Annotated in this window: 23 protein-coding genes and 1 pseudogene; 20 read left to right on the plus strand and 4 right to left on the minus strand. The window is 59.8% G+C overall.

The window, feature by feature from the left end; all coding sequences use genetic code 11:
- Positions 1-264: 264 nt before the first annotated feature.
- Positions 265-3918: a choice-of-anchor J domain-containing protein gene (locus ACVWYF_RS15580; protein ID WP_457069606.1), complete on the minus strand. Its 3654-nt coding sequence runs from the start codon at positions 3916-3918 to the stop codon at positions 265-267.
- 220 nt (positions 3919-4138) lie between these two features.
- Between ACVWYF_RS15580 and ACVWYF_RS15585 the strand changes: the two genes are divergently transcribed.
- From ACVWYF_RS15585 to pruA, 9 genes are all read left to right on the plus strand, one after another.
- Positions 4139-4933 (plus strand): Rossmann-like and DUF2520 domain-containing protein, encoded by a 795-nt coding sequence (locus tag ACVWYF_RS15585; protein WP_457069608.1) that lies wholly within the window; start codon positions 4139-4141, stop codon positions 4931-4933.
- 70 nt (positions 4934-5003) lie between these two features.
- Positions 5004-5339 (plus strand): 2Fe-2S iron-sulfur cluster-binding protein, encoded by a 336-nt coding sequence (locus tag ACVWYF_RS15590; protein WP_457069610.1) that lies wholly within the window; start codon positions 5004-5006, stop codon positions 5337-5339.
- Positions 5340-5448: 109 nt separating this feature from the next.
- Entirely contained in the window at positions 5449-5685 is a 237-nt protein-coding gene (gene iscX, locus ACVWYF_RS15595; protein WP_457069612.1) for a Fe-S cluster assembly protein IscX, read from the plus strand.
- A gap of 139 nt (positions 5686-5824) precedes the next feature.
- Positions 5825-6019 (plus strand): cold-shock protein, encoded by a 195-nt coding sequence (locus ACVWYF_RS15600; protein ID WP_457069614.1) that lies wholly within the window; start codon positions 5825-5827, stop codon positions 6017-6019.
- A 152-nt stretch (positions 6020-6171) separates the two neighbouring features.
- Positions 6172-7110 carry a geranylgeranylglycerol-phosphate geranylgeranyltransferase gene (locus ACVWYF_RS15605; protein WP_457069616.1) on the plus strand — a complete coding sequence of 313 codons (939 nt, stop codon included), beginning with the start codon at positions 6172-6174 and terminating at the stop codon, positions 7108-7110.
- 86 nt (positions 7111-7196) lie between these two features.
- The gene (locus tag ACVWYF_RS15610; RefSeq protein WP_457069618.1) at positions 7197-7889 is read left to right on the plus strand and encodes a YjjG family noncanonical pyrimidine nucleotidase; all 693 of its coding nucleotides are present in this window, start codon (positions 7197-7199) and stop codon (positions 7887-7889) included.
- A 137-nt stretch (positions 7890-8026) separates the two neighbouring features.
- Positions 8027-8575, plus strand: a complete 549-nt coding sequence (locus tag ACVWYF_RS15615) for a hypothetical protein (protein WP_457069620.1) — start codon at positions 8027-8029, stop codon at positions 8573-8575.
- A 17-nt stretch (positions 8576-8592) separates the two neighbouring features.
- Complete coding sequence (locus tag ACVWYF_RS15620; RefSeq protein WP_457069621.1) at positions 8593-9018, plus strand: hypothetical protein; 426 nt, start codon at positions 8593-8595, stop codon at positions 9016-9018.
- A 133-nt stretch (positions 9019-9151) separates the two neighbouring features.
- Positions 9152-10816, plus strand: coding sequence for an L-glutamate gamma-semialdehyde dehydrogenase (pruA, locus tag ACVWYF_RS15625; RefSeq protein WP_457069624.1), 1665 nt, complete (start codon positions 9152-9154; stop codon positions 10814-10816).
- Positions 10817-10858: 42 nt separating this feature from the next.
- Here pruA and ACVWYF_RS15630 read toward each other — a convergent pair whose 3' ends face one another.
- The 3 genes from ACVWYF_RS15630 to ACVWYF_RS15640 all read right to left on the minus strand — a co-directional run bounded on the left by ACVWYF_RS15630 (position 10859) and on the right by ACVWYF_RS15640 (position 13518).
- A complete protein-coding gene (locus tag ACVWYF_RS15630) occupies positions 10859-11440 on the minus strand; it encodes a Uma2 family endonuclease (protein WP_457069626.1) in 582 nt (193 codons plus the stop codon).
- A 121-nt stretch (positions 11441-11561) separates the two neighbouring features.
- The gene (locus tag ACVWYF_RS15635) at positions 11562-11978 is read right to left on the minus strand and encodes a response regulator (RefSeq protein WP_457069628.1); all 417 of its coding nucleotides are present in this window, start codon (positions 11976-11978) and stop codon (positions 11562-11564) included.
- Positions 11959-13518 carry a sensor histidine kinase gene (locus tag ACVWYF_RS15640; RefSeq protein ID WP_457069630.1) on the minus strand — a complete coding sequence of 520 codons (1560 nt, stop codon included), beginning with the start codon at positions 13516-13518 and terminating at the stop codon, positions 11959-11961. Before ACVWYF_RS15640 ends, ACVWYF_RS15635 begins: the two co-directional genes overlap by 20 nt.
- Positions 13519-13750: 232 nt before the next feature.
- On the opposite strand from ACVWYF_RS15640, the pseudogene ACVWYF_RS15645 reads away from it, so the two are divergent.
- From ACVWYF_RS15645 to ACVWYF_RS15695, 11 genes and pseudogenes are all read left to right on the plus strand, one after another.
- A pseudogene (locus ACVWYF_RS15645) lies at positions 13751-14140 on the plus strand (NADH-quinone oxidoreductase subunit A); the annotation flags it as partial.
- A gap of 101 nt (positions 14141-14241) precedes the next feature.
- Positions 14242-14799 carry an NADH-quinone oxidoreductase subunit B gene (locus ACVWYF_RS15650; protein ID WP_457069632.1) on the plus strand — a complete coding sequence of 186 codons (558 nt, stop codon included), beginning with the start codon at positions 14242-14244 and terminating at the stop codon, positions 14797-14799.
- A gap of 111 nt (positions 14800-14910) precedes the next feature.
- Entirely contained in the window at positions 14911-15471 is a 561-nt protein-coding gene (locus tag ACVWYF_RS15655; RefSeq protein ID WP_457069634.1) for an NADH-quinone oxidoreductase subunit C, read from the plus strand.
- Positions 15472-15564: 93 nt separating this feature from the next.
- A complete protein-coding gene (locus ACVWYF_RS15660) occupies positions 15565-16752 on the plus strand; it encodes an NADH-quinone oxidoreductase subunit D (protein WP_457069713.1) in 1188 nt (395 codons plus the stop codon).
- A 21-nt stretch (positions 16753-16773) separates the two neighbouring features.
- The gene (locus ACVWYF_RS15665; RefSeq protein WP_457069636.1) at positions 16774-17349 is read left to right on the plus strand and encodes an NADH-quinone oxidoreductase subunit NuoE family protein; all 576 of its coding nucleotides are present in this window, start codon (positions 16774-16776) and stop codon (positions 17347-17349) included.
- A gap of 4 nt (positions 17350-17353) precedes the next feature.
- Positions 17354-17641, plus strand: coding sequence for a hypothetical protein (locus ACVWYF_RS15670; protein WP_457069638.1), 288 nt, complete (start codon positions 17354-17356; stop codon positions 17639-17641).
- 31 nt (positions 17642-17672) lie between these two features.
- Positions 17673-19013, plus strand: coding sequence for an NADH-quinone oxidoreductase subunit NuoF (gene nuoF, locus ACVWYF_RS15675; RefSeq protein ID WP_457069640.1), 1341 nt, complete (start codon positions 17673-17675; stop codon positions 19011-19013).
- 114 nt (positions 19014-19127) lie between these two features.
- Positions 19128-20144, plus strand: a complete 1017-nt coding sequence (locus ACVWYF_RS15680) for a 2Fe-2S iron-sulfur cluster-binding protein (protein ID WP_457069642.1) — start codon at positions 19128-19130, stop codon at positions 20142-20144.
- A 134-nt stretch (positions 20145-20278) separates the two neighbouring features.
- The gene (gene nuoH, locus ACVWYF_RS15685) at positions 20279-21358 is read left to right on the plus strand and encodes an NADH-quinone oxidoreductase subunit NuoH (RefSeq protein WP_457069644.1); all 1080 of its coding nucleotides are present in this window, start codon (positions 20279-20281) and stop codon (positions 21356-21358) included.
- A gap of 6 nt (positions 21359-21364) precedes the next feature.
- A complete protein-coding gene (locus ACVWYF_RS15690) occupies positions 21365-21949 on the plus strand; it encodes a NuoI/complex I 23 kDa subunit family protein (protein WP_457069646.1) in 585 nt (194 codons plus the stop codon).
- A 61-nt stretch (positions 21950-22010) separates the two neighbouring features.
- The gene (locus ACVWYF_RS15695; RefSeq protein WP_457069648.1) at positions 22011-22526 is read left to right on the plus strand and encodes an NADH-quinone oxidoreductase subunit J family protein; all 516 of its coding nucleotides are present in this window, start codon (positions 22011-22013) and stop codon (positions 22524-22526) included.
- Positions 22527-22615 lie beyond the last annotated feature (89 nt).

A 22615-nucleotide genomic window follows, 5' to 3' on the forward strand; every position in this document is an offset into this window, starting at 1 on the left:
AATGCAGGTTGACAGGAGCAAAGTGTAGGCTGACATGGCTCAAATGCAGGTTGGATAGTATCAAATGCAGGTTGGTAGGCATCACGAGCGTGCTGGATGGTCCCAAATGCAGGTTGGATAACATCACGAGGAGGTTGGCTTGTCCCAAATGCGGGTTGGATAGTCCCAAGTGCAAGTTAACGGGCTCCAAACGTGAGCTGGCAGGCTCAAAAAAAGGGCCGCCCAATGGGCGGCCCTTTTGCCGAAGTGCAGCGCAGCCGGGGCTTACTTCACTATCGAAATCTGCTGCTGGGTGTACTCCTCGCCGTTGCGCACTTTGATGGAGTAGATGCCCGAAGCGAGCGCGGACAGGTTCACGCTGTTGCTGAAGTTGTCCTTGGCCGAGCCCGTGTAGACGCGCTGGCCGAGCATGTTGGTTACTTCCACGCTCATGGCCTGCTTGGCGTTAGCCCCGTGAATTTCGAGGTTGAACACGCCCGTGTTCGAGGGGTTCGGGAACACGCTCACGGCGCGCTTCAGGGCCTCCGAGGTAGCCAGCGGGCCGGCCGTAATCGAGAGGTCGTCCACGGCCAGGAAGCCTTGGTTGGCCAGGCTGATGGCGTGGAAGCCCACGTAGTAGTTGGCCGCCGTGGTGGGCGTGATGTCGAGCACGGCCGGGGTGGTGGCGTTGCTGGCCAGCAGGTACGCGGCGCTGGCGATGGCCGTGTTGGTGTAGAGCAGGCTGGTCTGGCCGGCGGGCGTTGCGGCGGTGCCGTACTTCACTTCCAGGCCTTCGGTGTAGCCACCGCTGGCCACGCGGTAGTAGAACGACACGCGGTAGCGCTGGTTGGCCACCAGGCTCAGGGCCGGGGTGAAGAACCAGTCGTTGGCCGCCACCGTGGGCGTCGGGCCCAGGTTGTTGTAGGAGTACACCATGGCATTGGGAGCCGAGCGGGCCACGCTGGTGGTGCTCAGGGTGGCATCAACGGTGCCGGTGGCGCGCCAGGTGAAGCCGTCGTTGTTCACGTCGGTCACGGTGATGCCGCAGGGCAGCGCCTGGTTGGCGGCCACTACGTCGAAGTTCTGGGCGTAGGGGAAGGCCGCGATGGTGGGCGGCGTGCAAGCCGTGGTCAAGCGGACCGGGCCGCCAAAGCCGCTTTGCGACGTGGCGCTGCACACGGTCTGGATGTAGAAATCGTAGGTCGTGCTGGCCGACAGGCCAGCCAGCGTGTAGGTGGTGCCGGTGAAAGTGGGCGAGGTGGTGCTGCCCGCGCCGCCCGGCGTGAAGCCCTGCGCACCGTAGATAATCTGGTAGCCCGTAGCGCCAGCGGCAGCCGTGAACGAGAAGGAAGCCGACGTAGCCGTGCTGCCCGTGATGGCCAGGCCCGTGGGCGTGGGGCAGGAGTTGGGCGCAGCGGTTTCGGCTTCCAGCATGAAGCGGATATTGTTGGCCGCAGCGTCGTTTGGCGTAGAAGCCACGGTGGGGGTGAGGTTTACCGAGTAGAAAGTACCCGTGCGGGCGGGAGTTTCGGCTTCATAACCCATGGGGCTCACTTGGGTGCCGTTGGCGGGCATCACCTGGGCCAAGCCCACGAGGAAGTCACCGGCGGGCACGTTGCCAGTCAGGCTGAAGGTGTGCAACTGGCCAAGGTCGGCAGTGGTAATGGAATAATCAGCCGAGCGGGCAATCACGGCTCCGGTCGTAGCATTCAGCACCACGCCATACACGATAGTAGCGGTGGTAACCAAGGTGGGGTCATTGCCAATCACGGCCCGAACGGCCGTCACGTCGCGCGTCACGTTGGTCGTGAATTTGCCGCAGAAGGCCAGCGTACGGGCCGCTGCGTTGGGCACGAAACCAATACCGCCGGCCTGCGTGGCCCCGGGCGTGATGAACGAATAGCGGGTGGGACTGGTGGTCAGGGTTTGCGCCACCGAGTTGTTGCCGTTCACGTCGTCGTTGGGCACGTTCACGGTCACGGTGTTGGCACCAGCATTGGCCAGGCTGATGTTGGCGAAGGTCACGACGTTGGTTGCGCCCACGGCCAGCGAGGTCACGGTTTGGGTCAGGGTTAGGGTGTTGGCCCCGGTGATGTTCAGCGTAACCACGGTGGGGGTGGTGATGGCGGCGGCCCCGGCGTTGCGCACCACGGCGCGCAGGCTGAAGGGATTGCCGGCCGGCACGGCCACCGAGCCATAGCCCTGAATTTCATTTACGGCCACGTCACTGTTGGCCGGAGCGGCCGTCACGGCCTCTACCAAATAGCGGCTGGTGCCGGCGGCAGCATCCGTCGGGGTTCCTCCGGCGGGCGAGAAGCGGTAGAAGGTACCCGGGCGGGTGGGCGACTCGCTCTGCACGCCCATGGGGAAGAACGAGGCGGCCCCGTTGCTGGCCGGCGATACCTGCACCATGCCCACGATAAAGTCGCCGGCCGGCACCGTTACCGGCGCGGTCAGGGTGAAGGTGTGCATGGCATTGATGTCGGCCGCAGTCACCACAAAATTGGCCGAGCGGCCCAATACGGTGCCCGTCGCGTCGAGCACGATGCCGTAGAGCGTCTCACCCACCGTCGTTTTCTGGGTAGGCGGAATGGCCGCCGCATCGTACACAAACGCCCGCACCGCCGTTACCGAACGAGCCGTGCTCAGCGAATACTTGGCTCCGAAGCCCAGCTCACTGCCCGAGGGGTAACCCACGGCACTGGAAGCCCCCACGCCCGGCGAGACGTAGGAGAAGGTAGTAGTGTTCACCACCTGGGTTTCGGCCTTGGAGTTGTTGAGGGTGTTATCGTCGCTCGGTACCGAAACCGTGACAGTGTTGGTGCCCTGGTTGGCCGGGGTGTAGGCGGCAAACGTTACCGTGGCGCTAGCACCTGGGGCCAGCGAGGCCACGGTCTGGGCATTGGTGAAGGTGTTGGCTCCGGTCACGTTCAGCGTCACTGCCAAGTTGGTCAGGGCATTGGTGCCATTGTTGCTCACCAGGGCTTTCACCGCGTGCGGAGCCGTACCGGGCACCGCCAGCTGGTTGATGGTGTAGAGCAGCGACACGCCGGCATCGTTGGGCACGGTAGGCACAAAGCGGAAGGTGCGGCCGTTGTCCGGCGGCACTGCCTGGCGGAAGTTGAATGCGCCGGTAGCGCCGGCCGTCACGGGGCCGCTGGCAAAGGTTACGGCCGCGTCGCCCCACGGGGAAACGGAACCCTTGGTAACCCGTACAATTTGCGTAGGCCCGTTGCCAGCGCCCTTCAGTCCCGTCTGGGCATATTTGAAGTTGTTGTTGGCAGCGGCGGCCACTGTCGGGGCTGCATATACAAACTCAATGGTGCCGTTGGCTTCGTAGAGCTTCACCTGGAACGCCAGGTTGGCGTACTGGTTGGCCACGTTGGTACCGCCCACATCCGACAGTTGCGCCTTGTCGGCCACGTTTTTCCACTGGATGGTGCATACGCGACTGCCGGCCGTGCCGGTGGTAACCATGCGGTACTCGGCGGCACTGGTGCCGCTCAGCAGGTCGTAGTTGAAGGGCGACACCAGGTTGATGTCGTTGGCCGCCGTACCCAGCAGCGCGCCGCCGTTGTTCGACTCGGCGTAGGCCGTGTACAGGCCCACCGTGGGGGCCGTCATGCCAGCCGCCGCACCCAGCTTCAGAAAGCCGTTGGTGTTCAGAATGAAGCGGTCCATCATCGCGCCATTATAGGCGAAGTTGAACCCGATGAGCTGCTCGCCCGAGTTGGCGTCGTCGGTGCTGGTCGTGCTGATGACCGTGCCGTTCGTGCCCAGGTCGGTGTAGGTGCCGGCCACGTTCTGAGTATTGGCTACCGGGTAGTTAAGCGTGGTTTGCGCCTGCGCGCCCACGGCGGTGCCCGTCGCCAGCAGCGCGGCCAGGGCCAAGTGCCGCAGAGGCACATTTGGCCCACGGTGATTGTATTGGTGATTCATTGAAAAGAGGGAGTAAAATGGATGAATAAGAGGATGACAAGGGTGAGCGAATGAGCCAAAGTGTCCGGCGTGCCAGGTCAAACGGTAGCTTTGGGGCTACAAGTTGCTAAACTTTAAGCACAAATCATTGAGCCCGCTCCTTTTTGCGGCCACCTCAACCACTGCGTCGGCGGCAGCAGGACTGTCAACCATTTATCCTTATTTATTTCATCATTCATTAATGACGAATAATTCTCCGGCTTCCCTGCGGATTGGCCTGTTTGGCACCGGCCGCGTAGCCAGCCAGCTGGCCCCGGCGTTGGTGGCCGCCGGCCACCGGCTGGCCTTCGTGTGGAGCCGCACGGCGGCCGCTGCCACGGCGCTGGCGGCCACGCTCCCCGGTACGCCGGCCCTGGTTACCCTGGCCCCGCCCCTGCCCCCGGCCGATGTGTACCTGTTGGCCGTGCCCGATGCCGCCGTGGCCCCACTATTTGCCAGCATCAACTGGCCCACCGGAGCCTTGGTAGCGCACTTGGCCGGGGCCCTGCCGCTGACCATATTCGCCGGGCAGCCGGCGGTGCGCGGCGGCGTGCTCTACCCACTCCAGACCTTCAGCCCGGGCCGGGCCATCGACTGGCCCACGGTGCCGCTGTGCATTGAGGCGGCCACGCCGGCCGCCGAGGCCACGCTGCTGGCGCTGGCCGGCAGCCTCAGCCGGCACGTATTACAGCTCGACTCGGCCCAGCGGCTCAAGCTGCACGTAGCGGCCGTATTCGCCAACAATTTCACCAACCACCTGTTGGGCATTTCTGATGCCCTCCTGGCCGAAGCCGTCCTGCCGCCGGAATTGCTGGCCCCGCTGGTGCGCGAAACCGTGGCCAAAGCCCTGGCCCACCCGCCCTTCAGCGTGCAAACCGGGCCGGCCGTGCGGCGCGACGCGCCCACGCTGGCCGCCCACCACGCGGCCCTTGCGGCGCACCCGGCCTGGCAGGCGCTGTACGCGCAGCTCACGGCCAGCATTCAGGCCCAGCTTTGATGCCGGGACCGGGGGCAGTACCTTTGCGGCGGCAAATGCCGTGTATTTTTCGACTTATCCGCTTCTCGTTTTGTCCGTTTCCGCCACCACCATCACCTTCCAGTTCAACGACGGCCAGCCGGCCCAAACCCATGTGGCGGCCTCCGGCGAGTCGGTGCTCGACGTGGCCCTGAACAACGGTATTCAGCTCCAGCACAACTGCGGCGGCGTGTGCGGGTGCAGCACCTGCCACGTTTACATCAACGCCGGCGGCGACGACCTGCCCGAGATTTCCGACAAGGAAGAGGACTTCATCGACCGCGCCGAGAACCCGCGCATCAACTCGCGCCTGGCCTGCCAGTGCGTGGTGGAGGCCGATATGCAGCTCGTCGTCACCGTTCCGCCCCAGCACTTTCTGGGGCACTAATTGTGGAGTTATGAGTTAAAAGTCAGGAGTTATGGGTTGCACGACGACTCATTGCCCTAGCTCATTGCTCAACTCATAACTTTTAACTCATAACTCTTAACCCCAAGAAATGCCCCATTTCGAGCCGCCCATGCACTGGGCCGACCACGAGGATATTGCCATGGCCCTGTACGAGAAGTTCGGCGACGACTTCACGGAGGCCAAAATCTACCGCATCCGCTTCACCGAGCTGATTGAATGGGTACTGAGCCTGAACAACTTCGACGGTACCCGCGAGCAATCGACCGAAGGCCATCTGGAGCAGATTCAGGCCAAGTGGGTGTACGAGTGGCGCGATAACCAATAACGGACAAGCCTGAACCGCCGGCCGGCCAACCCCGCGTTGGCTTCCCGCGTAAGCGGGTTTGAAATGGCACTTTGGTGCGGTTTCAGGCCTTTCCGCAGCCTTTACCCGGGCGGTTTTTCTTTTCCTTTTTGTTTCTTGCATGAAAACCGGCATCATCAAATTTTTTAACGAAGCCAAAGGCTATGGCTTCGTGACCGACGACCAAACGAAAGAAGACTTTTTCGTACACGTAACGGGCCTGAACGGGACCACAGTGGAACAAAACGACCGGGTGGAATTTGAAACCCAGGAAGGCCGCAAAGGCATCAACGCCGTGAACGTGCGCAAAATCTGAGCTTGAAAACGCCCTGATGGCTGCCCCCGCGCCATCATAAAAGCCTCTCCTGCCCCGGAGAGGCTTTTTTTTGCCCGGCGCGGGTCCACTGCCCGTAAGCAGCCCGCCACTTCTGCCGACCTTTGCCCCTAGCCTGCCCCGCGCTTCTGCCGATGAACCCGCTGCCCCCCAAGCCGCCTGCCCCCGCCCTGCCCCTGCCGCCGCCCCCGGAGCGGCTGCGCACGGCCCTGCCCACGCTGGTGCGCTGGCCCAACCTACTCATTATGCTGCTGTGCCTGGCGCTGGTGCGGGCCGGCCTGCTGCTGCCGGGCCTGCCGCTGCGTGCGGCGCTGCTGGACCGGCGCTTCGGGCTGCTGGTGTGGGCGGCGCTGCTGGTGGCGGCGGCCGGCTACATCATCAACGATTATTACGACGTAAAAATTGACGCCATCAACCGGCCCGACCGGCTGGTGATTGGGCGCGTGGTGAACCGGCGCATGGCCATGCTAGCCCACATGGTGCTGAGTGGCGTGGGCGTGCTGGTGGCGGGCTGGCTGCACCCGGTGCTGGGGGCCGTTACGCTGGGCACGGCGCTGCTGCTGTGGGGCTACTCGGCCCGCTTCAAGCGGGTGGCGCTGGTGGGCAACCTGAGCATTGCCACACTCACGGCGGCGCTGGTGCTGCTGCCCGAGCTGCAATTGCAGCTGGAACGCCACGACAGCCACAGCGTGGTGTGGCCCTACGCGCTGGCCGCGTTCCTGCTCACGATGGTGCGCGAAATAGTGAAGGATGTGGAAGACATGCGCGGCGATGCCCAGCACGGCTGCCGCACGCTACCGCTGGTGTGGGGCGTGGCGCGCACCAAGTGGGTGGCAGGTTTTTTCCTGGCCTGCCTAGCGTTGCTCACGCTGGGAGCCACGGGCCGGCTGCTGCTGGGCGGGCACTGGCCGCTGGGCCTGTGGCTGCTGTTACTGGTGCTGCTGCCCATGGCGCAGCTGGCGCGCCTACTTATCCGGGCCGACCGGCGGCGGCACTTTCGACACCTGAGCACGTTTTGCAAGGGCATTATGCTGGCCGGTGTGCTGAGCATGGCCCTGGCGGGGGGGCTGTGATGAAAGAACTATGTTAGAAGACCGTCATGCTGAGCTTGCCGAAGCATGACATTCCAAGTTGTTAAATATTAATTGATAACTGTTAAATGAAATACCGTCACCTCTTCTTCGACCTCGACCACACGCTGTGGGACTTCGAGAAAAACGCCAACGAAACGCTGCATACGCTGTATGAGCGCCACAATTTTGCCCGCTACGGCACCTTTTCCGTGGACGAGTTTATCAGGGTCTACAGCGACATCAACCACGCCCTTTGGCGCTTGTATCAGAGCAATAAAATCACCCAAAGCCAGTTGCGCGAGGCACGCTTCAGCCGCACACTGACGCGGCTGGGCGTGCCGGAAGCGGAGATACCGGCCACCATCTCAGCCGAATTCACCGATATTCTGCCCCAGAAATCGGCGGTATTTCCCTTCACCCACGAGGTGCTCGACTACCTGAAACCCAGGTACCGGATGCACCTCATCACCAACGGCTTCAACGACGTGCAGGGCATCAAGCTGGCGTCGTCGAACCTCACGCACTACTTCGAAGAAGTCATCACCTCCGAGCACAGCGGCTACCTCAAGCCCGACCCGCGCATGTTCCGCCACGCGCTGGAGCGCACCGGGGCCACCGCCGCCGAAAGCCTGATGATTGGCGACAACCTGGAATGCGACGTATTGGGAGCCTACAACGCTGGTATCGACCAAGTGTATTTCAACCCCGACAAGCGCCGGCACTTCAACCAGATTACCCACGAAATCAGCTGCCTAAGCGAATTGAAAGATATTTTGTAAAACACCCGAATCAAAAGAACGTCATGCCGAGCGCAACCGAGGCATCTCGTTTGTGGTGGTAATTCAATCGATTGGATTAGTGCAGCACGCGAGATGCCTCGGCTGCGCTCGGCATGACGTTCTAATTCATCTCACTCATGGTACATCTCATTGGCCTCTCGGGCCGCCGGGGCAGCGGCAAAGACACCGTGGCCCGCATCCTGCAAGAGCTGCAGCCTCAGCGCATCTGGCAGATTCGCTCCTTCGGCGACTCCATCAAGTCCGTCTGCGCCGCCCTCACGGGCGAGGACGTGGGGCCTTATTACTCCCAGAAAGGCAAGGCCGAGCGGGTCCCCGCCTTCCACCGCACCCGGGGCGAAATGCTCCAGCAGGTGGGCCAGGCCCTGCGCGAGTGGGAGCCGCTGGTCTGGGTCGATGCCTTCTTCGCCGCCCTGCCTGCCGATGCGTTCGTGCTGGTGCCCGACGTGCGCTTCGCCAACGAGGCCGACCCCATCCGCAAGCGCGGCGGCCTGATGCTGCGCGTGGAAGGCGACCCGCTCCAACAGCGCGGCGACGGCACCCGCGACGACAACCATCCCAGCGAAATTGCGATGGACGACTACCCGCACTTTGCCGCCACCCTGCACAACACCGGCTCGCGGGACGACCTCACCCGGCAGGTGCGCGAGCTGCTGGCGCGGCTGTAGCATTCATTTAAGCCTATATGAACCGAACCGCGTATTTCGGACTATGGCTGCGGGCCAGCGTGCTTTTGCCCTTCTCCGTCCTCATGCTGCTGTTGGTGCTCTGGCGCGGCGTGCAGCAATACCGGATTCTGCAAAACGTGCCTGTAGCGGCGACGGTGTACAAGCCTTTTACGCGCCAAGGCCTATTTGCCAAGTCGCATTTTCTGATAATCCGCTATCAGGAGCCGCAACACGGCCAGCAATTCGCCTGCATTGCGGCGAATACGCAGCTGCTGCTTGATTTGCCCCCTTCTACTCCCCTCACGGTGTGCTATGCTGCTGAAAAGCCCAAAATTGCGCTGTTGTCGAACGAGCCCGTTCTTAATGAGCCTCTTGCTTTTGGGCTGGTAGTATTCGGTTTCCTTGTGTTCAATGGCGTATTAGCCCAGCGCAAAATAAAATAACAGTTGACTGATTATTAATACCAAACACTCGCCAGGCACGCATTGCGGCCGACCGCGAATAGTAGCAAAACGTGGTGAGGAATTTGGCTCCCTACCTTTGCCTCACGCCCACCTTATAAAACCCATTCGACCTATGGCCAACGGCTTTTTCAACGTCCCCGTCCCCATCAACGAACCCGTCAAAGGCTACGCGCCCGGCTCGAAAGAGAAACTGGAGCTTCAGCAGGAGCTTGCGCGCCTGAAGAAGCTGGAGCTGGACATTCCCATGCACATCGGCGGGCAGGAAGTCCGCACCGGCGACCTGCGCCGCATGAGCCCGCCGCACGACCATCAGCGCACCCTCGGCCACTTTCACTACGGCACAGGCCAGCACGTTACGCAGGCCATTGAGGCCGCCCTGGCCGCCCGCACCGCCTGGGCCGAGCTGCCCTGGGAGCACCGCGCCGCCATTTTCCTCAAAGCCGCCGACCTGCTGGCTGGCCCCTACCGCGCCCGCATCAACGCGGCCACCATGCTGGCCCAGAGCAAGAACGCCTTCCAGGCCGAAATCGACGCCGCCTGCGAGTTGATTGACTTTTTCCGCTTCAACGTGCATTTCATGCGGCAGGTGTACGAGCAGCAGCCCGAGAGCCTGCCCGGCATGTGGAACCGCCTGGAGCAGCGCCCCCTCGAAGGCTTCGTGTTCGCCCTCACGCCGTTCAACTTCACCTCCATCGCCGCCAACCTGCCCTCCTCCGTGGCCATGATGGGCAACGTGGTGGTCTGGAAGCCCGCCGATACCCAAATCTACTCGGCCCAGGTGCTGATGGAATTGTTCGAGGAAGCCGGCGTGCCGGCTGGCGTCATCAACCTGGTGTATGCCGACGGCCCCGTGGTGGGCGACGTGGTGTTCAAGCACCGCGACTTCGCCGGCATCCATTTCACCGGCTCCACCAAAGTATTCCAGACCATCTGGCAGGAAATCGGCCAGAATATCGCCAGCTACAAGTCCTACCCGCGCATCGTGGGCGAAACCGGCGGCAAGGACTTCATCGTGGCCCACCGCTCGGCCCACGCCAAAGCCGTGGCCGTGGGCATCTCGCGCGGTGCGTTTGAATACCAGGGCCAGAAATGCTCCGCCGCCTCCCGCGTCTACCTGCCCAGCAACCTGGCCGATGAAATCCTCGGCTATGTGAAGGAAGACCTCGCCTCTTTCAAAATGGGCGACGTGGAGGATTTTGGCAACTTTATCAACGCCGTCATCAGCGAAGTTTCCTTCGACAAGCTCGCCAAATACATCGACGGCGCGAAGGCCGACCCAAACGCCGAAATTATCGCCGGCGGCGGCTACGACAAGTCGAAAGGCTACTTCATCGAGCCCACCGTCATCGTGGCCAAAGACCCGAAATATATCACGATGTGCGACGAGCTGTTCGGTCCCGTCGTCACGGTGTACGTCTACGACGCCGACCAATTCGAGGAAACCCTGGAGCTGGTCGATTCGACTTCGCCCTACGCCCTCACCGGGGCCATATTCGCGCAGGACCGGTACGCCATTGACTTAGCGTCGAAGAAACTGATGCACGCTGCCGGCAACTTCTACATCAACGACAAACCCACCGGCGCGGTCGTGGGCCAGCAGCCCTTCGGCGGGGCCCGCGCCTCCGGCACCAACGACAAGGCCGGTTCCATCCTGAACCTGCTCCGCTGGGTATCGCCCCGCGCAATCAAGGAAACCTTCGTGCCCGTCACCGACTACCGCTACCCCTTCCTCGGGGCCGTCCCGGCCGAGGATTTGAACCGCGACACCGGCTTGTAAGCCGAAATAAAAAAGGCCCGCATCGAATGATGCGGGCCTTTTTTATTTATCCTCACGGTCGCGGTAATCGGGGTCTTCTGAGTCGAAGCGGATATTCAACTGGGTGATGCCGGTGTCTTCGTAAACGTCGTGCAGGCGCAGCGTCAAATCCAACTCCGGCAGGAATATTTCATCAGTAAACTCGGCCAGAGCCGTGAACGACCACATGCCGCTCTCCTCGCGCCGGTACCATTCCACCAGGCAGGTTGCCTGCGAAACCAGTAAATAATGCTTCAGCGAAGGCAACTGCTTGTACTGATTAAACTTCCAGCTACGGTCCCGGATTTCGGTCGATTTCGAAAGCACTTCAATCACTAAGATGGGCGATTTCATTGTGCGCTCGGCCAGTAGGTCAGCTGGCTCGCAGGTTACCTGTACATCAGGATAGTTGTAGTATCGCCCTGATTCCACGGCCAGTTGCACGTTTTCGGTAAATACCCGGCACGACTTGCCCCGTAATCCGGCTCGCATGGCAAAAGCACAGTTCAATACCAACGTGTTGTGCTTTGCCGTGCCTCCGGCCATCGCAAATAATTCGCCCTCAAAAAACTCATGGCGCACGCCGCTCCGCGTTTCGAGGGCCATGTATTCTTCTACCGTATATAACCGTTGCCGTGCCTGTTCCATAAGTTTCTGCCTGATACCCAAAGATACTCCCGAACCAGCCGGGCATTCCCAGTTCCACGGTCCCGCGTAAAGCTGCTAATCAGCAGTCGCAGGGTTGCCCATCGTCCAAGCCATCATCGCCAAAACGCGACTGAATGGCCCGGATTTCCTCGCCATCCAGCGGCTTATGAATCAGACCGGCTACCAGGCCATATTGCTTGGATTTTTCCAGGTCCTGCAACGCCAATGATGAAGTGAGGATGTATATGTGGCAGGTGCCGCGCAACGCCTCCTGGTGGGGAGCCAGGGCATCGAGAAACTGCCAGCCGCTCATCATCGGCATGTTCAAATCAAGAAATACGACCCGGGGCAGGCGCTGCTTTTTACCCACCAGCTTATCCAGCGCCTCCTGCGCCGACTGAAACGTGCAGATGCAGTTGGAAAACCCTTCGACCCGCAACAGATTTTCGGTGAGATAGTTGGCGAGGCCATCGTCATCAATGAGGTAGGTTTTCATCTGCATGGGGCTTGAAATAGAGCGTGAATTCGGTTCCGGCATCGGGGCGGCTGGCCACGGCCACCTGCCCGCCCATGGCCTCTACGTGCGCCCGCACCAGGTACAGGCCAATGCCGCGCCCGGCCTGCCCCGTGTGGAAGCGCCGGTAGAGCTGAAAAATATGGTCGCCGGCCTGCTCCCGGTCAAACCCCGAGCCATTATCGCGCACCGTAATGGTCAGCCCCTCAGCCGGATTCGCGGTGGCCGCGATGGCAATTACCAGCGGCCGGGCATCGGCCCGGTACTTGATGGCGTTGGAAATCAGGTTGTGAAAGATGCTGTGAAAATAGGCCCGGCTGCCAGACACGCGCAGGTCGGCCGGAATAGCAATACGGAGCTGGCCGCTCGCGGCTTGCAATGCCCCATGCAAGCCCTGCAATGCCTGCTGGCACACAACGGCCAGCGCCACCGGCTCGGGCCGGTAGCCGGCCTGCTCGTCGCGCACCGACAGAATCTCGTTCATGTCGGTCAGCACCCCGTTGAGCAGCCGCAGGCTGGTGCGCAGGTTCTGCAGAGAGGTGTCAAACACCGCCGACTGTTTGTCCACGCGGGCCAGCAGGTCGCTAAAGCCCAGGGCATTGGCCAGCGGTGCCCGCAGGTTGTGCGATACGATGTAAGTGAACTGCTGCAAGTCGGCATTCTGGCCAATTAGCTTCTCGGTCAGCAACTGCCGCTGCCGTTCGGCCTGCTTGCGGGGCGTGATGTCCTGCATGGCCCCAATCATGCGCACGGCCTGCCCCGCCGCATTGCGCAGCAGGTAGCCCCGGTCAAATACCTCGGCCCAGGTACCATCGGCCCGCCGGAACCGGTATTCCTCCTGCCAGAAAAGGTTTGTGGTTTCAAAGGCCGCGTGCCGCAGGCCCGCCACCACGCGTGGGCTGTCGTCGGGATGCACACAGTCGGCCCACTTGCTGAAGGGCGTGGGGTTTTCGATGAGTTGGTACCCGAATAGGTTTTCAAACCCCTCGCCCCAATACAGCGTGTCGTCGCTGACGGTCCAGTCGTAGATGGCGTCGCTGGTGGCCTTCAGGGCGTAGGCCAGCCGCTCGTTGCTGAGGCGCAGGTCTGCTTCCACCTGTTTTTCCTTGGTCAGGTCATGCACCACGCCCACCAGCTGGCAGCAGCGGCCCCGCTCATCGGGCACCGGCGTCACGCTCACTTCGCCCGTCACCTGGCCCGTGGGGTAGTCAGAAGTCTCCTGCCACACCACGCGCTCCATGCGGGCAATGGCCTCGCGGTACTTCGTGAGCACCAGGCTGAGCGAGGGCTCTGGAATAATATCCTCCACGTAGCGGCCCAGCACCTGCGCTAGCGGCAGGCCGGTGGTTTTCTCAAATGCTTTGTTGGCAAAGATGAATCGGTAGCGTCCTTCCCCCTCCACATTCAGCACAAACGTAACATCGGCAATGGTGTCAAAAAGGACCGAAAGCTGGTGTTCCCGTTCCGCCAGGGCCGCATTAGCCGCCGTGAAGTCGCTCAAAGAATCAGCAGGATTATACATGGAGAGGAAAGAATAGCGTCCAGCTTGCCCCTAAAGAAAGCACATTCAATCCAAACAAAAGCCCGTAATGCGCCGAATATTTCCGCTCGCTGTTATACCAGCAGGCCGTCATCACCGGCCCAAACTGTTCGTCCTCCCAGCGGTTCACGTTTCAACATTGCGCCCCAACCCCGTGGGCGCTACCTTTGCCCTTCAGCGCCCGTGAGGCCTGAATGCTATATAATTGACCTCTATGTACCTAGCCCTGCCGGCTGCCAATTATCAGCCTTCCGATTATCTGCCCATTGTCATCCAATTTGGTCTGGCCCTGGCTTTCGTAGCCTTCGCCATGATTGTTTCGCACATGGTGGGCCCCAAGCGCCACAGCACGGTGAAGGACGCTTCCTTCGAGTGCGGCATCGAATCCGTGGGCAACGCCCGCACCCCCATTTCGGTGAAATACTTCCTCACGGCCATTGTTTTCGTGTTGTTTGATGTGGAAGTCATCTTCATGTACCCTTGGGCGGTGAACTTCCGCGAGCTCAACAAGGACGGATACTACGGCTTCATCGAGATGCTCATCTTCATGGCGCTGCTGCTGGCGGGTTTCTTCTATATCATCAAAAAGGGTATTCTGCGCTGGAATGAAGCGCCCGCCGGCCAAACTTTCGCCAATGCCCCGGTGTTGGAAAACCGGCCCGCTCAAGTAGCGAAAGCCGCCTAATCTGCTTGTCTCTTATAACTATGGCTGATAACCGAGTTCCTGAAATAAAAACCGTTGACGCTCCCGAGGGCGTCGAGGGCGCTGGCTTTTTCGCTACCTCGCTGGAGAAGGTAGTGGGCATGGCCCGTGCCAACTCGCTCTGGCCCCTGCCCTTCGCCACGTCCTGCTGCGGCATCGAGTTCATGGCCACCATGGGCTCGCACTACGACATCTCGCGTTTCGGCTCCGAGCGCCCCAGCTTCTCGCCCCGCCAGGCCGATTTGCTCATGGTAATGGGCACCATTGCCAAGAAGATGGCCCCCATCGTGAAGCAGGTATATGAGCAGATGGCCGAGCCCCGCTGGGTGCTGGCTATGGGTGCCTGTGCCTGCTCGGGCGGCATTTTCGACTCGTACTCCGTGCTGCAAGGCATCGACCGCATCATCCCGGTCGACGTGTATGTGCCCGGCTGCCCGCCCCGCCCCGAGCAAGTCATCGACGGCCTGATGCGCGTGCAGGACCTGGCCCGCAACGAGTCCTTCCGCCGCCGCAATGCCCCCGAATACCAGGCCCTGCTGGCGTCTTATAACATTAAGTAGATTTTTCTTTAGAACTCAGAACGTAGAACTCAGAGCTCAGAATTCAAGGCTTCACCTTCATATCTGACTCCCTATTTCTAAGCTCTATGTTCTAAGCTCTGAGCTCTGAATATGACTCCTCAAGATGCTGCCGCCGCGCCCGAAGCGCCCGTTGCCGAAGACCCGATAAAGGCCCAGAATGCGCAGGTGCTGGCGTTGCTCACCCGCCTGTTTGGCGACAGCACCTTCACCGACGTGCATGAGCCCTACGGCCTGCTCACGGCGACCACCACGCGCGAGAAAATCCACGAAATCATCGCCGGTCTGCAGCAGGACCAGGAATTGAAATTCCACTTCCTGACCACGATGTGCGGCATCAACTACCCCGAGAACCTAGGCCAGGAGCTGGGCATGATTTACCACCTGCACAGCATGACGAAGAACATCCGGTTGCGCCTGAAAATCTTCTTTCCAGTTGCCGACCCGGTAGTACCGACCCTAACCGACCTCTACAACGCGGCCAACTGGATGGAGCGCGAAGCCTACGATTTCTTCGGCGTCATCTTCACTGGCCACCCCAATCTCATCCGCATCCTCAACGTGGAGGACATGGACTACTTCCCGATGCGGCGCGAATACCCCGTGGAGGACGGTACCCGCGAAGACAAAACTGACCTGTTTTTCGGCCGCTAGGCCCCTGATAATCATATCATGGCAGTAAACGACGCCCTGGCAGGCACCCACAAAATCATCGAAGAGGCCGCTGCCCAGCGCCCCGGTCAGTTGATGCCCATTCTCAACGACTTCAGCCAGGAGCTGACGACGCTGAACCTGGGCCCGACGCACCCCGCCACGCACGGCATTTTCCAGAACATCCTGCAAATGGATGGCGAGCGCATCGTGTCCGGCGTGCCCACCATCGGCTACATCCACCGGGCCTTCGAAAAACTGGCCGAGCGCAAGCCGTTCTACCAGATTACCACGCTGACGGACCGGATGAACTACTGTTCGTCGCCCATCAACAACCTGGGCTGGCACATGACGGTAGAGAAGCTGCTCGGCGTGACCGTGCCGAAGCGTGCGCAGTACATTCGAGTGATTATGATGGAGTTGGCCCGCATTGCTGACCATCTTATCTGCAACTCCATTCTGGGCGTGGACACGGGGGCTTTTACCGGCTTCCTTTACGTGTTCCAGGAGCGCGAGAAGATTTACGAGATTTACGAGGAGGTGTGTGGTGCCCGCCTCACCACCAACATGGGCCGCGTGGGCGGCATGGAGCGCGACCTTTCGCCGGTTGCGCTCGACAAGCTTCGCGCCTGGCTGAAAAGCTTCCCGGTGGTGATGAAGGAGTTCGAGAGCATGTTCAACCGCAACCGAATTTTCATGGACCGCGTGGTAAACGTGGGCCCGATTTCGGCGGAGAAAGCGTTGAGCTACGGTTTCACCGGCCCCAACCTACGGGCCGCCGGCGTCGACTACGACGTACGCGTTATGAACCCGTATTCGAGCTACGAAGATTTCGAGTTTGATATTCCGGTGGGCACCAACGGCGACACTTATGACCGGTTCATTGTGCGCAACGAGGAAATCTGGCAGAGCCTGCGCATCATTAATCAGGCCCTCGACAGGCTGCCCGACGGCCCCTACCACGCCGATGCCCCGCACTACTACCTGCCCACCAAGCCGGAAGTATACAAGAACATGGAGGCCCTGATTTACCACTTCAAAATCGTGATGGGCGAGATTGATGCGCCTGTGGGCGAGGTATATCACGCGGTGGAAGGCGGCAATGGCGAGTTGGGTTTCTACCTGGTTTCGGACGGGGGCCGCACGCCGTATCGCCTGCACTTCCGCCGGCCCTGCTTCATTTATTATCAGGCTTACCCTGAGATGGCCGTGGGCACGACCCTGTCGGACGCCATCGTTATTCTCTCGTCCATGAACGTCATCGCTGGCGAACTGGACGCTTAGTTTTTGTTGAAATTGACTGCTATGGAGCCGACGACCTCGCCCAAAAAATTGCAATTCTCTCCCGCTGGCCAGGCGGAAATCAAGCGCCTGCTCACGCACTATCCGGAAGACCGGAGCAAGTCGACCCTGCTGCCGATTCTACACATCGCGCAGGCTGAGTTCGGCGGTTGGGTGAGCCCCGAAGTGCAGGACTTGGTAGCCGAAACCCTTGGCATCAAGCCGATTGAAGTATACGAGGTGTCGTCATTTTACACCATGTTCAACCTCAAGCCGGTGGGCAAGCATGTGCTGGAAATCTGCCGCACTGGCCCCTGCATGCTACGCGGCTCCGACGAGCTGACGGCCAATCTGGAGCGCATCACCGGGGCCAAAGTGGGCGGCACTTCGCCCGACGGCAATTTTACCCTGAAAGAAGTGGAGTGCTTGGCTGCCTGCGGCTTTGCCCCCGTGGTGCAAGTGCGCGAGCAGTATTACGAAAAGCTCGACACGCCCGAAGCGGTGGATGCCATGCTCAATGAGTTGCGCGGTCAGGTTCATCGCCCCATCCTGTCGTGGGAAGAAAACAGCAGCCTGCCCAACTCCCTGAAGAACAACTAAAACGATGGCCGACCAAAATCAGGATTTGCCGCTTATCATTTCAGAAATTCTCATCGAAATGCATGAGATGAAAGATGACATCCGGGCCATGAAGGAAGCCTTGAATCGTACTGCTTCGGTTGTTTTAAAGCAACAAGAGCACACAAACAGCATCCTGACTGTTTTTCAAGAGGAAAGCAAAAAGAATATGGAATTCATGACTTATTCCATTAGCAAAGCACTGGGGCAGCAACAAGCTACCAATCAGGATTTTGAATCCCGATTGAAGCGTCTGGAACAGCAGCACCAATAGCTTAAAAGTCATCAGCACAACGCTTAATCTTATGGGCCGCAAGCTATTAACCGAACATATCAACGTCGAAGGCATCAATACCTTCGAGGTGTACCGCAAGCACGGCGGCTACCGCTCCGTGGAAAAGGCGCTCAAAACCATGACGCCCGACGAGGTAACGGAAGAAGTGAAGAAGTCGGGCCTGCGCGGGCGCGGCGGCGCAGGCTTCCCCGCTGGCATGAAATGGGGTTTCCTGGCCAAGCCGGAGGGCGTGCCGCGCTACCTCGTTTGCAACGCCGACGAATCGGAGCCGGGCACCTTCAAGGACCGTCAGCTGATGACGAAACTGCCCCATCTGCTCATTGAGGGCATGATTACGGGCAGCTACGCCCTGGGTGCGCGCACCAGCTACATCTACATCCGCGGCGAGCTGTTGTACGTGCTGCGCATTCTCGAAAAGGCCATTGCCGAAGCTTATGCGGCCGGTTTCCTGGGCGAGAACATTCTCGGCTCGGGCTACTCGCTCGATTTGCACGTGCATCCCGGTGGCGGGGCTTATATCTGCGGCGAAGAAACCGCGCTGCTGGAATCGCTGGAAGGCAAGCGTGGTAACCCGCGCAACAAACCGCCATTTCCCGCTGTGCAGGGCCTCTACGCCCGCCCCACGGTGGTGAACAACGTGGAAACCATTGCGGCCGTGCCGGTTATCGTGAACGAGGGCGGCGACGAGTACGCCAAAATTGGCATCGGCAAAAGCACGGGCACCAAGCTGATTTCGGCCTGCGGCCACCTCAACAAGCCGGGCATCTACGAAATTGAGCTGGGCCTGCCGGTAGAGGAATTCATCTACTCCGATGAGTACTGCGGCGGCATCTGGAAAGGCCGCGACCTGAAGGCCGTGGTGGCCGGTGGTTCGTCGGTGCCGATTCTGCCGAAAGAGTTGATTCTGAAAACTGCCACTGGTGAAAACCGCCTGATGACGTATGAGTCGTTGAGCGACGGCGGCTTTGTGACGGGCACCATGCTTGGCTCGGGCGGCTTCATTGCGATGGACGAAACGACGTGCATTGTGAAGAACACCTGGAATTTCTCCCGCTTCTACCACCACGAGTCGTGCGGGCAGTGCTCGCCCTGCCGCGAGGGTACGGGCTGGATGGAAAAGGTGCTGCACCGTTTGGAGCACGGTCACGGCTCCATGCACGACATCGACCTGCTGGTGAGCGTGGCCAAGCAGATTGAAGGCAACACCATTTGCCCCCTGGGCGAAGCAGCCGCGTGGCCAGTAGCGGCCGCCGTGCGCCACTTCCGCCACGAGTTTGAGTGGCATGTGATGAACCCGAAAGAAGCTACGGCTCCCGGCGCTGCATATCGTGGCGCGGCCGTGCTGGCGTAATTATTAGAATTTAGATATCAGAGCTTAGAACTTAGAAGGACATTGTATTTAACATCAGGAGCTTCAATCCTCTTGATTCTAACATCTTGGTTCTAAGTTCTCAAATCAAAGACAATGGCTAAAATAACGTTCGACGGCATTGAGGTGGAAGTTCCCGATGGAACGACCATCATGAACGCGGCCCGCCAGATTGGCGGCAGCATTGTGCCGCCCGCCATGTGCTACTACACTCCCCTGAAGGGCTCGGGCGGCAAGTGCCGCGCTTGCTTGGTGAAGGTGTCGGCCGGCTCGGCCAAAGACCCGCGCCCTATGCCCAAGCTCGTGGCTTCATGCATTACGACGGTGCAGGACGGCATGGTGGTGGAAAACACCATCAACCAGCAGGTGATGGACGTGCGCAAAGGCATCGTGGAGATGCTGCTCATCAACCACCCGCTCGACTGCCCGGTGTGCGACCAGGCCGGCGAGTGCAGCCTGCAGGATTTTGCTTTCGAGCACGGCCTGAGCACCACCCGCTACGAAGAAGAGCGCCGCACCTTCGAGAAAATCGACATTGGACCGCTCATTCAGCTGCACATGACGCGTTGCATCCTGTGCTACCGTTGCGTGTACACTGCCGACCAGCTTACCCCCGAGCGCGTACACGGCGTGCTGGGCCGCGGCGATGCCTCGGAAATTGGCACCTACATCGAGAACATCATCGACAACGAGTTCAGCGGCAACGTTATCGACGTGTGCCCGGTGGGCGCGCTGACCGATAAAACCTTCCGTTTCAAGCAGCGCGTATGGTTCACGAAACCCGTGGATGCCCATCGCGACTGCCAGACCGACAAGTGCAACGGCCGCGTAACCCTGTGGTACAAAGGCAAGGATGTGCTGCGCGTAACGGCCCGCAAGGATGCCTACGGCGAAGTGAAGGAGTGGATTTGCAACACTTGCCGCTTCGACAAAAAGGAAACCTCGGACTGGGTCCTCGAAGGGCCGGCGCACATCAGCCGCGCCTCGGTGATTGCCCAGAACCATTACGAATTGCCGGTGGTGAACCCGCAGGTAATTCAGGATTTGCCCGAAAGCACCACCCGTGAACTGGAGCGCAACCCGCCGTTGCGGCTGGGCGGTTTGAATAACTAAGCAGAACGATAATAGACAGCACATTATGCTGAACGCAGCGAAGCATTTCTACCGCAACAGTAATAGCTACTTTCCCGGTAGAGATGCTTCGGCTTTGCTCAGCATGACGTGCGAAAAGCTTCAAATACTATAACATGACTCTCCCCGCTCTGGGCTGGCAAGGCCTCGTCGTTCTGGTAACCTTCGGCGTTTCGCTGCTGATTGCCACGTATTGCACCTACGCCGAGCGCGTAATTGCCGCATTTCTGCAGGACCGGGTAGGCCCGGACCGCGCCGGTCCGTTCGGCCTGCTTCAGCCCCTGGCCGATGCCGTGAAGCTGTTCACCAAGGAAGAATTCTTCCCCGCCGGGGCCAACCGGGCGCTGTTTGTGTTCGGCCCTTCGCTGGCGATGGTCACGGCGCTGATGTCGTCGGCGGTTATTCCGTTCGGCAATTTTCTACAGTTCGGTGATACCATTATTCACCTGCAAGGCATCGAAATCAACGTGGGTATGCTGTATGTGTTCGGTATGGTTTCGCTGGGCGTGTATGGGATTATGATTGGCGGCTGGGCTTCGAACAACAAGTTCTCGCTGCTGGGGGCCATCCGCGCGGCTTCGCAGAACATCAGCTACGAGCTGGCCATGGGCCTCGCCCTGATTGCCGTGCTGATGATGTCGGGCACGCTTTCGCTGCGCGAAATCACCTTGCAGCAGTCGGTAGCCGGCGAGTGGCACTTCTGGAACATCGCCAAGCAGCCGCTGGGCTTCGTCATCTTCATCGTCTGTGCTTTTGCCGAGACGAACCGCACGCCCTTCGACTTGCCCGAGTGCGAAACCGAGCTCATCGGCGGCTACCACACCGAGTATAGCTCCATGAAAATGGGCCTATACCTGTTTGCCGAGTACATCAACGTGTTCGTGGCTTCGGCCGTGATGAGCGTGCTTTATTTCGGCGGCTTCAACTTCCCCTTCCAATACGAGCTGCGCGATTGGTTCGTATCGAACCGTGGGATGGAACTGGTGACGGCTCAGAATATCATCACCATTCTCGGGCTGGTGGGCTTCTTTGGCAAAATCTTCGCCTTCATCTTCTTCTTCATGTGGGTGCGCTGGACGCTTCCGCGCTTCCGCTACGACCAGCTGATGCGCCTGGGCTGGACCATCCTCATCCCTCTGGCTATTTTCAATATCCTGCTCACGGGCGGCCTGATTACGTTCGGCGTAATTAAATAACGACCTATGGAATCCTTAAGCAAACGCGCCAAAGTCCTCGAAAAGAAGCCCATGACCCTGGCCGAGCGGGCTTACCTGCCGGCTATTTTCCAGGGCTTGTCTATTACGATGCAGCACTTTTTCCGGGCTGCCACCAAGAAGCAGGTCACCATTCGCTACCCCGAAGAAACGCGTCCATTCTCCCCTGTTTTCCGCGGGCTGCACGTGCTGAAGCGCGATGAAGCCGGCCGCGAGCGCTGCACCGCCTGCGGCCTCTGCGCCGTGGCCTGTCCCGCCGAAGCCATTACGATGGTGGCTGGCGAGCGCAAAAAAGGCGAGGAAGGCCTCTACCGCGAGGAGAAATACGCGGTGAGCTATGAAATCAACATGCTGCGCTGCATCTTCTGCGGCCTGTGCGAAGAAGCCTGCCCCAAAGCCGCCGTGTACCTGCAAGCCGATAAAATGGCCCCACCGCGCTTCGAGCGCGACGAGTTCATCTACGGCAAAGACCGGCTGGTGGAGCCCGTGACGCCGGACAACCGCTCGAAACGCGGCATCCAACTCACGCCCGAGCAGGCTGATAAGCTGCGCACGCAAATTCAATCGGCGTGATATCAAATTTAGTTGCCATAAGGACTGCTAAACCCAGAAGTGAAACCACTTTTTAATCATCATGCTCACTAGCTCCACATTCTATTTCTTTGCTTTTTTAGCACTGTTGTTAGCAGTAGTTGTCGTGACTGCGAAGAATCCCATCTATAGCATTCTTAGCCTAATAGGTGTCTTCTTCTGCTTATTTGTTCACTATTTGATGTTGAATGCGCAATTCCTCGCAGCTGTAAACATCATCGTGTATGCTGGAGCCATCATGGTGCTGTTCTTGTTCGTGATTATGTTCCTGAATTTAAACGTTGAAACAGAACCTCATAAACCATTAATGGCCAAGGCTTCTGGTGTAATTGCCGGTGGTTCGCTGCTGCTGATTCTGGTAGCTGCCATGCGCAACGTGAACCCCGCCGGCTATGACCCCACCAGCTTCAATTCGCAGATTGGCATGGTGGACAAGCTGGGCATGGTGCTGTTCAAGGAATATGCACTGCCGTTTGAGCTAGCTTCCATCCTGCTGCTGGCGGCCATGGTAGGCTCGGTGATGCTGGGCAAGCGCGAAACGGGCGAGCGGAATTTCTAAATACCACTAATTTTAAAAAAACCGGCAGCTGAAAATTCAGTTGCCGGTTTTTTTGTGTCTGCCCGTAATTTGCTACGGACTGGCCAAGG

It is taken from the genome of Hymenobacter sp. UYAg731 (assembly GCF_054061335.1).

Coding starts and splice junctions, on each gene's coding strand:
- ACVWYF_RS15580 (WP_457069606.1), bottom strand. CDS start 3,918: ATGAATCACCAATACAATCACCGTGGGCCAAATGTGCCTCTGCGGCAC.
- iscX (WP_457069612.1), top strand. CDS start 5,449: ATGCCCCATTTCGAGCCGCCCATGCACTGGGCCGACCACGAGGATATT.
- ACVWYF_RS15690 (WP_457069646.1), top strand. CDS start 21,365: ATGGAATCCTTAAGCAAACGCGCCAAAGTCCTCGAAAAGAAGCCCATG.
- ACVWYF_RS15610 (WP_457069618.1), top strand. CDS start 7,197: ATGAAATACCGTCACCTCTTCTTCGACCTCGACCACACGCTGTGGGAC.
- ACVWYF_RS15635 (WP_457069628.1), bottom strand. CDS start 11,978: ATGAAAACCTACCTCATTGATGACGATGGCCTCGCCAACTATCTCACC.
- ACVWYF_RS15650 (WP_457069632.1), top strand. CDS start 14,242: ATGGCTGATAACCGAGTTCCTGAAATAAAAACCGTTGACGCTCCCGAG.
- ACVWYF_RS15655 (WP_457069634.1), top strand. CDS start 14,911: ATGACTCCTCAAGATGCTGCCGCCGCGCCCGAAGCGCCCGTTGCCGAA.
- pruA (WP_457069624.1), top strand. CDS start 9,152: ATGGCCAACGGCTTTTTCAACGTCCCCGTCCCCATCAACGAACCCGTC.
- nuoH (WP_457069644.1), top strand. CDS start 20,279: ATGACTCTCCCCGCTCTGGGCTGGCAAGGCCTCGTCGTTCTGGTAACC.
- ACVWYF_RS15680 (WP_457069642.1), top strand. CDS start 19,128: ATGGCTAAAATAACGTTCGACGGCATTGAGGTGGAAGTTCCCGATGGA.
- ACVWYF_RS15630 (WP_457069626.1), bottom strand. CDS start 11,440: ATGGCCCTCGAAACGCGGAGCGGCGTGCGCCATGAGTTTTTTGAGGGC.
- ACVWYF_RS15585 (WP_457069608.1), top strand. CDS start 4,139: ATGACGAATAATTCTCCGGCTTCCCTGCGGATTGGCCTGTTTGGCACC.
- ACVWYF_RS15615 (WP_457069620.1), top strand. CDS start 8,027: ATGGTACATCTCATTGGCCTCTCGGGCCGCCGGGGCAGCGGCAAAGAC.
- ACVWYF_RS15670 (WP_457069638.1), top strand. CDS start 17,354: ATGGCCGACCAAAATCAGGATTTGCCGCTTATCATTTCAGAAATTCTC.
- ACVWYF_RS15620 (WP_457069621.1), top strand. CDS start 8,593: ATGAACCGAACCGCGTATTTCGGACTATGGCTGCGGGCCAGCGTGCTT.
- nuoF (WP_457069640.1), top strand. CDS start 17,673: ATGGGCCGCAAGCTATTAACCGAACATATCAACGTCGAAGGCATCAAT.
- ACVWYF_RS15665 (WP_457069636.1), top strand. CDS start 16,774: ATGGAGCCGACGACCTCGCCCAAAAAATTGCAATTCTCTCCCGCTGGC.
- ACVWYF_RS15660 (WP_457069713.1), top strand. CDS start 15,565: ATGCCCATTCTCAACGACTTCAGCCAGGAGCTGACGACGCTGAACCTG.
- ACVWYF_RS15600 (WP_457069614.1), top strand. CDS start 5,825: ATGAAAACCGGCATCATCAAATTTTTTAACGAAGCCAAAGGCTATGGC.
- ACVWYF_RS15695 (WP_457069648.1), top strand. CDS start 22,011: ATGCTCACTAGCTCCACATTCTATTTCTTTGCTTTTTTAGCACTGTTG.
- ACVWYF_RS15640 (WP_457069630.1), bottom strand. CDS start 13,518: ATGTATAATCCTGCTGATTCTTTGAGCGACTTCACGGCGGCTAATGCG.
- ACVWYF_RS15605 (WP_457069616.1), top strand. CDS start 6,172: ATGAACCCGCTGCCCCCCAAGCCGCCTGCCCCCGCCCTGCCCCTGCCG.